The organism is Janthinobacterium sp. BJB426 (assembly GCF_002735705.1).
Taxonomy (GTDB): Bacteria; Pseudomonadota; Gammaproteobacteria; order Burkholderiales; family Burkholderiaceae_D; genus Janthinobacterium.
Window position 1 is genome coordinate 1 of sequence record NZ_PDZL01000026.1, and the last position, 13,607, is coordinate 13,607.

General features: G+C 61.8%; 11 protein-coding genes. 6 read left to right on the forward strand and 5 right to left on the reverse strand.

The window, feature by feature from the left end; genetic code table 11:
* The 4 genes from CSQ93_RS25850 to rpsL all read right to left on the reverse strand — a co-directional run.
* A partial coding sequence (locus tag CSQ93_RS25850; protein ID WP_017454492.1) for a GTP-binding protein occupies positions 1-124 on the reverse strand: 124 nt, incomplete at its 3' end.
* A 72-nt stretch (positions 125-196) separates the two neighbouring features.
* Positions 197-2,302, reverse strand: coding sequence for an elongation factor G (fusA, locus tag CSQ93_RS25855; RefSeq protein ID WP_099380512.1), 2,106 nt, complete (start codon positions 2,300-2,302; stop codon positions 197-199).
* Positions 2,303-2,410: 108 nt separating this feature from the next.
* Positions 2,411-2,881, reverse strand: a complete 471-nt coding sequence (gene rpsG, locus CSQ93_RS25860) for a 30S ribosomal protein S7 (protein WP_010394377.1) — start codon at positions 2,879-2,881, stop codon at positions 2,411-2,413.
* A gap of 152 nt (positions 2,882-3,033) precedes the next feature.
* The gene (gene rpsL, locus CSQ93_RS25865; protein ID WP_010394376.1) at positions 3,034-3,417 is read right to left on the reverse strand and encodes a 30S ribosomal protein S12; all 384 of its coding nucleotides are present in this window, start codon (positions 3,415-3,417) and stop codon (positions 3,034-3,036) included.
* 426 nt (positions 3,418-3,843) lie between these two features.
* On the opposite strand from rpsL, the gene CSQ93_RS25870 reads away from it, so the two are divergent.
* Positions 3,844-5,769 carry a phosphoethanolamine transferase gene (locus CSQ93_RS25870; protein WP_158301372.1) on the forward strand — a complete coding sequence of 642 codons (1,926 nt, stop codon included), beginning with the start codon at positions 3,844-3,846 and terminating at the stop codon, positions 5,767-5,769.
* A 9-nt stretch (positions 5,770-5,778) separates the two neighbouring features.
* On the opposite strand, the gene CSQ93_RS25875 is transcribed toward CSQ93_RS25870, so the two are convergent.
* A complete protein-coding gene (locus tag CSQ93_RS25875; protein WP_233516351.1) occupies positions 5,779-7,386 on the reverse strand; it encodes a MutS-related protein in 1,608 nt (535 codons plus the stop codon).
* A 219-nt stretch (positions 7,387-7,605) separates the two neighbouring features.
* Between CSQ93_RS25875 and CSQ93_RS25880 the strand changes: the two genes are divergently transcribed.
* The 5 genes from CSQ93_RS25880 to CSQ93_RS25900 are packed head-to-tail and all read left to right on the forward strand — an operon-like array spanning position 7,606 to position 13,602.
* On the forward strand, positions 7,606-8,871 hold the full coding sequence (locus CSQ93_RS25880; RefSeq protein WP_099380538.1) for an efflux RND transporter periplasmic adaptor subunit: 1,266 nt from the start codon (positions 7,606-7,608) through the stop codon (positions 8,869-8,871).
* Positions 8,872-8,905: 34 nt separating this feature from the next.
* On the forward strand, positions 8,906-9,622 hold the full coding sequence (locus tag CSQ93_RS25885) for an ABC transporter ATP-binding protein (protein WP_099380513.1): 717 nt from the start codon (positions 8,906-8,908) through the stop codon (positions 9,620-9,622).
* 9 nt (positions 9,623-9,631) lie between these two features.
* Complete coding sequence (locus CSQ93_RS25890; RefSeq protein WP_099380514.1) at positions 9,632-10,954, forward strand: ABC transporter permease; 1,323 nt, start codon at positions 9,632-9,634, stop codon at positions 10,952-10,954.
* Positions 10,955-10,982: 28 nt separating this feature from the next.
* Positions 10,983-12,221, forward strand: a complete 1,239-nt coding sequence (locus CSQ93_RS25895; protein ID WP_099380515.1) for an ABC transporter permease — start codon at positions 10,983-10,985, stop codon at positions 12,219-12,221.
* A 28-nt stretch (positions 12,222-12,249) separates the two neighbouring features.
* On the forward strand, positions 12,250-13,602 hold the full coding sequence (locus CSQ93_RS25900) for a sigma-54-dependent transcriptional regulator (RefSeq protein ID WP_099380516.1): 1,353 nt from the start codon (positions 12,250-12,252) through the stop codon (positions 13,600-13,602).
* The last annotated feature ends 5 nt before the right edge of the window (positions 13,603-13,607 follow it).

Consider the following 13,607-nt stretch of genomic DNA (forward strand, 5'->3'; position numbering starts at 1 on the left):
CGCCGAATTTCTTCGACAGAACCGTTGCGATTGCAGCGGTCAGCGTGGTTTTACCGTGGTCGACGTGGCCGATGGTGCCGACGTTGACGTGCGGCTTGGTCCGTTCGAATTTACCTTTTGCCATTTTATTCTTCCTTAGAACAATGATTTAAATGTAGGGACCGGCATTCTCGTGAAAGCCGGCCCGGAACTTCTATTACTTAGCTTTCGAGCTTACGATTGCTTCAGTCACATGCTTAGGTGCTTCAGCATAGTGCTTGAATTCCATCGTGTAAGTCGCACGACCTTGGGTCGACGAACGCAACGACGTGGCGTAACCGAACATTTCCGACAGAGGTACTTCGGCCTTGATGATCTTGCCGCCACCGCCAGCAATTTCATCCATACCTTGCACCATGCCGCGACGCGACGACAGATCGCCCATCACGGTACCGGCGTAGTCTTCCGGCGTTTCCACTTCCACGGCCATCATCGGCTCCAGGATGACTGGCGATGCTTTGCGGCAGCCATCTTTGAATGCCATCGAAGCGGCCATGCGGAATGCATTTTCGTTCGAGTCAACATCATGGTACGAACCGAAGAACAGCGTGACTTTCACGTCGACGACTGGGTAACCAGCCATCACGCCCGAAGTCAGCGTGTCGCGCACACCTTTTTCAACTGCAGGGATGTATTCGCGAGGAACGGTACCGCCCTTGATCGCGTCAACGAATTCGAAGCCCTTGCCCGGTTCTTGCGGTTCGATCTTCAGAACCACGTGACCGTATTGACCACGACCACCCGATTGCTTGACGAATTTGCCTTCCGACTCTTCGCACACTTTACGGATCGTTTCGCGGTAAGCCACTTGTGGCTTGCCGACGGTCGCTTCAACGTTGAATTCACGCTTCATACGGTCAACGATGATGTCCAGATGCAACTCGCCCATACCGGCGATGATGGTCTGGCCCGATTCTTCATCGGTACGCACGCGGAACGATGGATCTTCTGCTGCCAGGCGGTTCAGCGCCAGGCCCATTTTTTCCTGGTCGGCCTTGGTTTTTGGCTCGACTGCCTGCGAAATCACTGGCTCAGGGAAGACCATGCGCTCCAGAACGACGCTTGCCTTCTCGTCGCAAAGCGTATCGCCAGTGGTGGTGTCTTTCAGACCCACGACAGCGGCGATGTCGCCAGCGCGCATTTCCTTGATTTCTTCGCGTTCGTTCGCTTGCATCTGCACGATACGGCCGATACGCTCTTTCTTCTGCTTCACGGAGTTCAACACCGAGTCGCCCGAATTCAGGGTACCCGAGTAGCAACGGATGAAGCACAGCTGACCGACGAACGGATCGGTTGCGATCTTGAACGCCAATGCCGAGAATTTCTCATTGTCGTCAGCGGCGCGCTCGACTGGCTGCTCGTCCTCGTCCAGACCTGGGACAGGTGGAATGTCGATTGGCGATGGCAGGTACTCGATGACCGCGTCCAACATGGCTTGTACGCCCTTGTTTTTAAAGGCGGTACCGCACAACATTGGAACGATTTCGCTGGCGATGGTACGCTGACGCAGGGCAGCCTTGATCTCTTCTTCCGAGAGGTCGCCTTCTTCCAGGTACTTGTTCATCAGGTCTTCCGACGCTTCAGCAGCGGCTTCAACCATGTTCTCGCGCCACTTGGCAGCATCAGCAGCCAGGTGTGCAGGAATCTCGCCGTATTCAAACTTCATGCCTTGCGAAGCGTCGTCCCAGATAACCGCTTTCATCTTGACCAGATCGATAACACCGGTGAAGACATCTTCAGCGCCGATAGGCATCTGAATAGGTACTGGGTTGGCTTTCAGACGCGAACGCATCTGATCGTAGACCTTGAAGAAGTTGGCGCCGGTACGGTCCATCTTGTTCACGAAGGCCAGACGTGGCACTTTGTACTTGTTAGCCTGACGCCATACCGTTTCCGATTGTGGCTGCACGCCGCCGACTGCACAGTAAACCATGCAGGCGCCATCCAACACGCGCATCGAACGTTCCACTTCAATGGTGAAGTCAACGTGGCCTGGGGTGTCGATGATGTTGATGTGGTGAGCTGGGAAGTTGTTTGCCATGCCTTTCCAGAAGCACGTAACAGCAGCCGAGGTAATCGTGATACCGCGCTCTTGCTCCTGTGCCATCCAGTCGGTGGTGGCAGCGCCATCATGGACTTCGCCCAGCTTGTGGTTCACGCCTGTGTAGAACAGGACGCGCTCGGTCGTGGTCGTCTTACCTGCATCGATGTGAGCGGAGATACCGATATTACGATAGCGCTCAATGGGGGTCTTGCGGGCCATAATTAATCCTAAATGAATGGACAAAACCGAGCAGCATTTTTTTGCAAAAATGAGCCCGGCCTCGAACAACAGATGCTTGACAGCCGCCTTGCGGTAGCTGGCTTTATATTAGAAGCGGAAATGCGAGAACGCTTTGTTCGCTTCAGCCATACGATGGACTTCGTCGCGTTTTTTCATCGCGCCGCCGCGGCTTTCAGCCGCTTCCATCAGCTCACCGCCGAGGCGTTGTGGCATCGATTTTTCGCTGCGCTTGTTAGCAGCTTCACGCAACCAACGCATGGACAGAGCCATACGACGGACTGGGCGAACTTCGACCGGCACCTGGTAGTTTGCACCACCGACGCGACGGGATTTCACCTCAACCAACGGCTTGGCGTTGTTGATTGCGGTAGCAAAAACTTCGAGTGGATCTTTACCCGATTTTGCTGCGATGTGCTCGAAAGCACCGTAGATGATGTTTTCTGCAACCGATTTCTTACCGGACAGCATCAGCACGTTTACAAATTTAGCGACATCAGTGTTGCCGAATTTTGGATCTGGCAAAATTTCGCGCTTGGGTACTTCACGACGACGTGGCATATCAATTCCTTTCAATCTTCAGTTGAGCGCGCGTTCTTCGCACACTCGCGGACGACCATCATAGTCTTCCACTTACTCGACCAGATGCGGTCGACTACATTCACTTAGCTAGTTGCCACTGAGCGAAACTTGGGTTTGCTGCGTACAACTTATTACTTCTTGCCTGCTTTAGCGCGCTTGGTACCGTACTTCGAACGCGATTGCTTACGGTCTTTAACGCCTTGGGTATCCAGGGCACCGCGAACCATGTGGTAACGCACACCCGGCAAATCCTTGACGCGGCCGCCGCGCAACAGCACAACACTATGCTCTTGCAGGTTATGGCCTTCACCGCCAATGTACGAAATGACTTCGAAACCATTGGTCAGACGAACTTTAGCGACTTTACGCAGAGCCGAGTTAGGCTTCTTTGGAGTCGTGGTGTAAACACGTGTGCAGACGCCACGTTTTTGCGGGCTGTTTTCCAGCGCCGGCGATTTGCTCTTCACGGTCAAAGCGACGCGTGGATTGCGAATCAATTGATTGATGGTTGGCATCGTTATAAATCCAACAAAAAACTACGATTAATAACCCGGGCAAGATGCCCGGCGACTAAAACCTCGTCCCGCTTTCATCTACTGCGCACCGGAGGCGCCCGCAGCCACTCGATAAGGAGCGGCCATGAAATGCCAAGCAATACGTAAACGATGAGCAGAATAAAATCGAGAACTCGCTAGTTTAGACCTTGTGTTACAGGGGGTCAATCGGTTTACCGCTTTTTGCTATAAAAAAAGGCAAAAAAGCGCGACTTTTGTGGCATTTTGACTAATCTTTGACCGCAGCACGCGGACGCCGGCACCTCGCGGCGCTTGATGATTTGGCATTCTTTCCCTGCAACCAAGCATCGGGCGCGCGCATTCTTGTATGACCGCAAGACAACAAAAGGATTGATAATAGCGGACATTTTTCGCCGCCCTCCCCTTATGCGCTCCTTGCTTCGCCCCGCCAATCTGTTCCTGCTCCTGACGTATGCCTTGCTGACGGCCGTGCCTTTCGTCCCCGCGCTGCTGGGGCGTGCGCCCGAGCATCCCTGGCAGATGCTCACCTTCGAGCTGCTGGCCTGGCTGGCCGTCTGGAGCGTGTTCAAGCGTCCCGCCTACTTCCACTGGCTGCTGGTGCCGGCCTTCCTCGCCCTGCCGACAGAAATCTACCTGTTCATCTTCTATGGCCAGGGCATTTCCACGCACCACCTGGGCATCATCTTCGAAACCAGCCCCAAGGAAGCAATGGAATTCCTCGGACAAAAGGTCTGGCTGATGGGCGCAGTCATGCTGGGCGTGATCGCCTGGTGCGCGCTCAGCTGGTATGCGGCCACCCGCACGCGCAACCTCGACTGGCGCGGCAAGACGCGCCCGGCCGCCTTCGTGCTGCTGCTCCTGCTGGGCGGCTTCTGGTGGTATGGCTACGAATTCGGTTTCGACGCCAAAGTCCTGCACAGCGCCCCAGCATCAGCCAAGGCCAGTCAACCGGCGGCCAGCGGCAAGGCGGGCGCCTCCGGCTTCGGCGACGCCAGTTCGGCCGACGACGACACGGCCGAGGAAGACGAGGAAAGCAGCAAGCCGGAGAACGCCAGCATCGCCGGCGCCGACGAGACGGGCCTGGGCTGGCCCAGCCTGCCTCATTGGGCTCGCCTGCCCTACGCCTTCGACACCGTCAGCAATTCCTGGCCCTTCGGCCTGGCCGCGCGCGGCTTCGACTTCTATAAAGAACGCCGGTACCTGGCCGAACTGGGACAGAAAAGCAGCAGCTTCCGTTTCGGCGCGCACCAGCAACAGCCCGATCCCCATCCGGAAGTGGTGGTCATGGTGATCGGCGAATCGTCGCGCTACGACCGCTGGAGCCTGAACGGTTACGAGCGCGACACCAATCCCCTGCTGAAACAGGAAAGCAACCTGGTGCCGCTGGCCGACGTCATCACGGCCGTTTCCGCCACGCGGCTGTCCGTGCCCGTCATCATCTCGCGCAAACCGGCCACGCAAAGCCTCAAGGATGGTTTCTCGGAAAAATCCTTCCTCACCGCCTACAAGGAAGCGGGCTTCAAGACCTACTGGCTGTCGAACCAGATCTCGTTCGGCCAGTTCGACACGCCCGTGTCCGTGTTTGCCAAGGAAGCGGACGTGGTGCAATTCCTGAACCTGGGCGGCTTTACCAACAATTCGAACTTCGACCAGATCCTGTTCGACCCGTTCAAGAACGCGCTGGCCGACCCGGCACCGAAAAAACTCATCGTGCTGCACACCCTGGGCAGCCACTGGAACTACAGCCAGCGCTATCCGAAGGCGTTCGACAAGTGGCAGCCGTCGCTGTTCGGCGTCGACAAGCCCGTCTACACGGACACGGCCATCAAGCCGCAGCTGAACAACAGCTACGACAGCTCCATCCTGTACACGGACTGGTTCCTGTCGAACGTGATCGGCATGCTGAAGGACGACGGCCAGCGCACCGCCCTGCGCAGCTCGCTCGTCTACGTGGCCGATCACGGCCAGACGCTGTACGACGGCACCTGCCGCCTGGCCTTCCACGGCCACAACACGCAGTTCGAATTCCACGTGCCCGCCTTCGTCTGGTATTCGCCGCAATTCCAGCAGCACTATCCGGACAAGGTCACGCAGTTGCGGCGCCATCAAAAGGCCCGCCTGTCGACGGAAAACATGTTCCACACCCTGCTTGACCTGGGCGACATCCGCTTTGCCGGCGAACAGCCCGAATGGAGCATCGCCAGCCCCCGCTTCAAGCAGCACAAGCGCTACGTCGACAGCTATGGCTGGACCAACTACGACAACGCCATCATCCGCGGCGATTGCCGCGAAGTGATCGACAAGAGCACGCCCGAAAAGCAGGAAAAGTAAGCCCGGCCCTCAGGCCCGTTCGAGCACGCCGCCGCAATCGGCCGGTTGCGCCATATGCGTGCTGAGCCAGTCGAAGACGCGCCCCGCCTTGTCCGCGATGCCGGCGTCAAAACCGCGCTGTGCCAGCAAGGCGATGCCATTCGTCGCTTGCAGCACGCCGGGCGCCAGTAGCAGCGCACCGGCGTCATCGCGGCGCACGCACCACGGCGCCAGGCAGTCTTCCAGCAAGGGTCCCAGCACCAGGTTATGCGACGAGACGATCACCAGGTGGCCCGCGGCCAGGCTGTGCAACACGGCGGCCGCGGCCGCCACGGATTCAAGGTGGTTCGTGCCGCGGAAGATTTCATCGATCAGGAACAGCGCCGGCGCGCCCTTCTCGGCCAGCGCCAGCAATTCGCGCGCGCGCCGCAATTCGGCGATATACAAACTTTCGCCGCCATCGAGCGAGTCTTCATTCTGCATGCTCGAATACAAGGGCAGCATGGGCACCAGGGCCGCCTGCGCATAACAAAAGCCGAAAGCCCGCGCACTGATCAGATTGAGCCCCACGCCGCGCAACAGGGTACTTTTGCCCACCGCATTCTGCCCCGAAATGAACGCGCCACGGCCATCGAGCCGCAGCGACAGGGGCTTGGCACCTGCCAGCAACGGATGGACCATGGCATCGAGCGACAACTGCCGCGCATCGCTTTCCTGCGCCCAGCAAAACTCTTCGCGACCGCGCAGATGGCGCGCCAGGGCCAAGTCCGCCTCCAGGTCGGCCAACAGCAGGAAACTCTGGCGCAGGAAGGCGCGTTCGCGCCGCACCACGCGCAGGCTGTGAAAATAGCGCCGGATATTGCCCAACATGAGCCAGTCGTCATATTCGCTCAGCAAGGGAACCATCTTGATCCAGCGCACTGGCGTAATCTGCCGACTGATCACGCCGGCAGCCCGTCCGCCTTCTCGCAGCTCCGCCGTGAATGCCGTATCGAGCGCCCCCAGACGGCCGTGCACCAGCAGTATCTGCTGCAAGGTAAAGACGCTGCGCTCCCACGGCTTGCAACGCTCGTAAAAACGCATCTGCAACGCCATCAGCGAGAACCAGACGGCCACCGCGACGGCCCATGCCAGCGGCGCAAACAGCCACGCAGTCAGCAGCGATGCCAACAGCGCCAACGGCGGTAGCAGCAGCCAGCGGCTCCACCACGGCGACGCGGGCGGCGCGGCACCACACAGCAGCGCAGCCACTTCCACGTCTGCCGTGCGCAGCGGCAGCATGGCTTGCTCGATCACCGCCTGCTGTGCCGGCGCGGCCAGCAAGGCCGCGATGCGCGCACACGATGCGGCGTCCGCCGTGCCGCTGGCCAGGCGCTGATGCAAGCGCTGCTGGCCAAGAATGCTGGTCTGCGTGGCCAGTTGCGCATGGTAGGCATCCAGCAGCATTTCATTCCACGTCTGGCTATCGAGCTGGGGCACACCACCGTCGATGCGCTGCAGCATGGCGATGTCGCTGGCGGCAAATGGATAATCGAGTTCCGGCGGTTCGGGCAGGCTGGCAAACTGGCGCAACCAGGGACGCAGGCGGGCAAAAAGAGAGGGCGAAGGCGACATCATGCTCCAAAAAATGGCCAGCATGGCGCCGCGCGCCATCACTGCCTGTGCCGCAGATCAGGTCGATTGCCAGAATATCAAGATCCATGCGCAAACGCCGCGACAATGCGGCGCCCGCGGACACGCTGGACAGCGCGGACACGGCGGACAACCGGACGCAAAATTTTTTTACCATTCAAATCAATGACTTAACAACTGGCATGGATCGTGCTTTGGAAACGACATCCTTCACGAGACATGACCATGATCCGCGATACTTCCTCCCAAGACGCCGTACTGTCCGCCCCGCCGGGCCAGCGCCACAAGCAACGCGCCCTGCTGCTGGCTGGCGCCGTCATCGTCATCGGCGGCGCCATCGCTGTCGTTGCCGGCTGGCGCAGCAGCGAGCATTCCGTCAACAGCAACCGCCTGCGCATCGCCGAGGTCACGCGCGGCACCCTGATCCGCGACGCGGCCGTCACTGGCCGCGTGGTCGCCTCGATCAGCCCGACCCTGTATTCGACCACCGTGGCCACCGTCACGCTGAAAGCCAAGGCGGGTGACACGGTGGAAAAGGGCGACATCCTGGCCGTGCTGGAATCGCCGGACCTGTCCGACGCCCTCAAGCGCGAACAATCGAGCGTGCAGCAGCTGGAGGCGGAAGTGGCGCGCCAGCAGATCCTGGCCAAGAAGCAGAAACTGCTGGCGCGCCGGGAAGCCGATATGGCCGAAATCGAGCGCCTGTCCGCGCAGCGCACGCTGGAACGCTATGAAAGCGTGGCGCAGGTGGGCATCATCGCCAAGATCGATTACCAGAAGGCCAAGGATGCCTTGAATTCGGCCGATATCCGCAGCAAGCACGCTTCGCAGGCGGCAGGACTGGAAAGCGAAGACGTGACCCTGGCCCTGAAAACAAAAAGCAATGAACTCGAACGCCAGCGCCTGAGCCGCGACAACGCTCAGCGCCGGGTCGACGAGCTGACCGTGCGCGCGCCCGTCAACGGCTTTATCGGTACCCTGTCGGTGGCCAACCGCAGCGTGGTGCAAGCCAATACGGCTTTGATGACCCTGGTCGACCTGTCGCAGCTGGAAGTCGAACTCGAGGTGCCTGAAACCTATGTGGCCGACATCGGCCTGGGTATGCGCGCCGAGATCGAAACGGGCGTCATCAAGGCGACCGGCAAGCTGTCGGCGCTGTCGCCCGAAGTGGTCAAAAACCAGGTGCTGGCGCGCGTGCGTTTCGATGGCGCGCAACCGGCCGGCCTGCGCCAGAACCAGCGCGTGGCGGCGCGCCTGCTGATCGATGAAAAACCGAATGTGCTGATGCTGGCGCGCGGCTCCTTCGTCGAAGCCGAAGGCGGCCGTTTCGCCTACGTCGTGCGCGATGGCGTGGCGACGCGCACACCGATCAAACTGGGTGCGACCAGCGTGTCGGCAGTGGAAATCCTCGACGGCTTGAAGCTGGGCGATAAGGTGGTCGTCGCCGGCACGGAAAACTTCGAGAACGCTGCCCGCATCTCGCTCAACTGACACATCATTCAACTTATATCCTGAGAGGCCCTCCATGTTGCGCATGCAAAACCTGAGCAAAGTCTACCGCACCCACATGATCGAAACCCACGCCCTGCGCGGCTTCGACATCCATGTGCGACAAGGTGAATTCGTCACCGTCACGGGGCCGTCCGGCTCAGGCAAGACAAGCTTCCTGAACATCGCCGGCCTGCTCGAGGAATTCACGGACGGCGAATACATCCTCGACGGCGTCAACGTCAGGGGCATGGACGACAATGCCCGCTCGCGCCTGCGCAATGAAAAGCTGGGCTTCATCTTCCAGGGTTTTAACTTGATTCCCGACCTGTCCCTGTTCGACAATGTCGACGTGCCGCTGCGCTACCGGGGCTTCAACCGCGCCGAGCGCAAGGAGCGCATCGAGGAAGCACTGGCCAAGGTCGGCCTGGCGTCGCGCATGAAACATTATCCGGCCGAATTGTCGGGCGGACAGCAGCAGCGCGTGGCGATCGCGCGCGCGCTGGCCGGCTCGCCCAAGCTGCTGCTGGCCGATGAACCGACGGGCAACCTCGATACGCAGATGGCGCGCGGCGTGATGGAACTGCTGGAAGAAATCAACGCGCAAGGCACCACCATCCTGATGGTCACGCACGATCCGGAACTGGCGCTGCGCAGCCAGCGCAATGTGCACATCATCGACGGCCAGGTGTCGGACCTGGTGCAGCACCGCGCCACGCTGTCGGCCAAGCCGCAGCACCCCGTGACAGCGTAAGGAGAGACCATGTTCCGCTACTATTTCACGCTGGGCCTGCGCAGCCTGCGCCGCAACCGCGCCCTGACGGCGCTGATGGTGCTGACCCTGGCCGTCGGCGTGGCCGCCAGCGTGTCCACCGTCACCATCCTGCACGCCATGTCGGGCGATCCGCTGCCGCACAAGAGCGACCGCCTGTTCGTGCCGATGATCGACATCCTGCCCGTCAAGGGCTACGTACCCGGCGACAAACCCAGCTTCGCGCAATCCCAGATGAGCTATATCGACGCGCGCAATTTCATGGCCAGCAAAGTGGGCGTGCGCCGCACCGTGATGTACGGCGTGGCCGGCCCGGTCGAGCCCTTGCGCAAGGATATCGGCGTCTTCAATGCGCAGGGCATGGCGCCCACGCGCGACTTCTTTGCCATGTTCGAGCCGACGTTCCTGTACGGCCAGCCATGGAGCGAAGCCGACGACGCCAGCGGCGCCGATGTGATCGTGCTGAGCCGCGCGCTGTCCGAAAAGCTGGTCGGCAGCAGCAATCCGGTCGGCCAGCGTGTCACGGTGCTGGGCCGGCCCTACATGGTGACGGGCGTGCTGGCCACCTGGGATGTAGTGCCACGCGCCCATCACATTATCGGCAGCAAGGGCGCATTCGGCCCGGAGGATGAATTCTTCATTCCGTTTGCCAGCGCCATCCGCCACGAAACCGAGCACGATGGCGGCATGAGCTGCAACGGCGACAATAACGCACCCGGCTACCAGGGCAGGCTCGCGTCGGGCTGCACCTGGCTGCAGTTCTGGTTCGAAATGGCCAGCAGCGGCGAGCGCGGCCAGCTGCAGCAGTACCTGGACGCCTATGCGGGCGAGCAGCGCAAGCTGGGACGCATGAAGCGCAACGCGCCGAACAGCCTGTACGACCTGAACGAGTGGATGAGCTTTTTGCAGGTAGTCGACAACGACAACAAGCTGGCGGCCTGGCTGGCCTTCGGCTTTCTGCTGCTATGCCTGGTCAATACCATCGGCCTGCTGCTGGCGAAGTTTTCCGTGCGCGCCAGCGAGGTGGGCATCCGCCGCGCGCTGGGCGCCACGCGGCGCGACATCTTCCGCCAGTTCCTGATCGAAAGCGGCGTGATCGGCCTGGCCGGCGGCGTACTGGGCTTGCTGCTGGCGCTTGGCGCGCTGGCCGTGGTCAGCCGGCAGTCCGAGGACCTGGGCACCGTCGCGCACATGGATGTACCGATGCTGTTGCTGACGTTTGCCATGTCGGTGCTGGCGGCCCTGATGGCCGGCCTGTTGCCCACCTGGCGCGCCTGCCAGGTGACGCCGGCTATCCAGCTCAAATCCCAATGAACATCCTTTACCCTACATGAGGTCCAGCATGGAAATCCGTCCCATCCTGTCGGCGCTGATGCGCAGCAAAACCGGCGCCGTCCTGGTGGCCGTGCAGGTCGCGATCAGCCTGGCCATCCTGGCCAACGCCCTGTATATCGTCAACGTACGCCAGGCCGTCGCCGCGCGGCCCAGCGGCGTGGCCGCTGAAAACGACGTTTTTTACGTCAATATCCAGAACCTCAACCGAGGCAGCCATGAGCGCCAGCTCGCCGAACAGAAGCGCCAGGCGGCACTGCTGCGCGCACTGCCGGGCGTGATGTCGGTGGCGCAAACGTCACAGGCGGTGCTGTCGCGCTCAGGCCACTCCACCAGCGTGTCGGCCAAGCGCGGCCAGGCCTCGGCCAGCGCCGAAGTATCCACCTATGTCAGTCCCGATTCGCTGATTAGAACGTATGGTTTGCAATTGGTCGAAGGGCGCGATTTCCAGCCCGACGAGGTGCCCGAAATCAACGAAGATGTCGACGAGAGCTCGCCCAAGGTGCTGATACTGACGCGGGCGGCGGCGCAAAAGATCTGGCCCGGCGAGGCCAGCTTTGTCGGCAAGACCTTGTACCAGGGCACCGGCTCGGACGACCCGGAACTGCGCGTGGTGGGCGTCGTCGAGCGGCTGCAGACCCAGGGAGCGCAAACCAAGCCCCGTGGCGAATACTCGGCGCTGCTGCCGGCGCGCCTGACGGGCGGGCGTGGACTGCTGCTGTACGCCGTGCGGGCAGAACCTGGCCAGCGTGACCGCCTGATGCAGGAGGCGGAACAGGCCATCCGCACCTCCAGCACGGACCGACTGCTGGTCACCACCGACACCCTGGAACAGCATCGCAAGGCGCGCTACCGGGCCGACCAGGGCTTGTCATGGATGCTGATCTCCGTATCGACCCTGCTGCTGCTGGTGACGGCCAGCGGCATCGTCGGCATCGCCAGCCTGTGGGTGACGCAGCGGCGCAAGCAGATCGGGGTACGCCGTGCACTCGGTGCGCGCCGCATCGACATCCTGCGCTACTTCCTGACCGAGAATTTCATGATCACCAGCGTCGGCGTGGCGTGCGGCGTGCTGCTGGGATTGGGCTTGAACCAGCTGCTGGTGAGCCAGCTGGAAATGGCGCGCCTGCCACCCGGCTATCTGCTGGCCGGCGCGCTCGTGTTCTGGCTGCTGGGCGTGGGCGCGGTGTACGGTCCAGCCTGGCGCGCAGCCAGCATTTCGCCGGCCACTGCCACCCGCAGTACCTGAGCCGGCACCTGAGTGATATGCTGCGCGCATGCCTACCGTACTGATTATTGACGACAATGCCGCCGTGGCCATCGCGCTGGACGTGCTGTTCTCCTTGCACGAGATCGACGCCGTGCGCGCCGCCTCGCCCGAGGAAGGCCTGCAACTGCTCGAACGCCACGCCATCGACCTGGTGGTGCAGGACATGAACTTCACGGCCGACACCACCTCAGGCGAGGAAGGCAGCGCGCTGTTCCACGCCATCCGCGCGCGCCACCCGGACCTGCCCGTGATCCTGCTGACGGCATGGACCCAGCTCGATGCGGCCGTCGACCTGATCAAGTCCGGTGCGGCCGATTACCTGGCCAAACCGTGGGATGACCGGCGCCTGATCGCTTCCGTGCAGAACCTGCTGGAACTGGGACAGGCCAACCGCGCGCTGCGCCAGCGCGTGGTGGCCGAGCAGCGCCAGCGCCACACCCTGGAGCACGACTTCGACTTGCGCGGCATGGTGTGGCAAGACCCGGCCACGGAAAGAGTCGTGCACCTGGCGTGCCAGGTGGCGCGGGCCGACGTGCCCGTGCTCATTTCGGGGCCGAACGGCAGCGGCAAGGAACGCATCGCCGCCATCGTGCAAGCCAATTCCCACGTTGCCAGCGGCCCCTTCGTCGTGCTCAATTGCGGCGCCGTGCCGGTCGAGCTGATCGAGGCGGAACTGTTCGGCGCCGAAGCGGGCGCCTACACGGGCATCACGCGCGCGCGAGACGGCAAGTTCGACGCGGCCGACGGCGGCACCTTGTTCCTCGACGAGATCGGCAACCTGCCGCTGGCCGGTCAAATGAAACTGCTGCGCGTGCTGGAAACGGGACGCTTCGAGCGCCTCGGCTCGAACCGCGAGCGGCAGGTGAAAGTACGCGTCATCAGCGCCAGCAACGCCGACCTGCCGGCGATGATCAAGGCCGGCACGTTTCGCGAAGACCTGTTCTACCGCCTGAACGTGATCGAACTGCGCCTGCCGCCGCTGGCCCAGCGCCCGCTTGACATCCTGGTGCTGGCGCGGCATTTCCTGGGCTGTGAAAAAACCCTGGACGCCCAGGCCGAGGCCACCCTGCTGGCGCATGGCTGGCCGGGCAATGTGCGCGAACTGAAAAACGTCATGCAGCGCGCCAGCCTGCTGACGGCCGGTCCGGTGATCGGCGCGCAGGAGACGGGCTTGCCGCTGGCCGGTATGCCGTCGCTGCGCGCGCCGCAGGATGCTGCCGTGACGGAGCCGGACCGCGACAGCGTCGCCGCGGCGCTCGCGCGCGCGCACGGCGTGGTGGCGCAGGCGGCGCAGGAACTGGGGCTGTCGCGCCAGGCGCTGTACCGGCGCATGGAACGCCTGGGCATCGCGCGCGGCTGATGGCC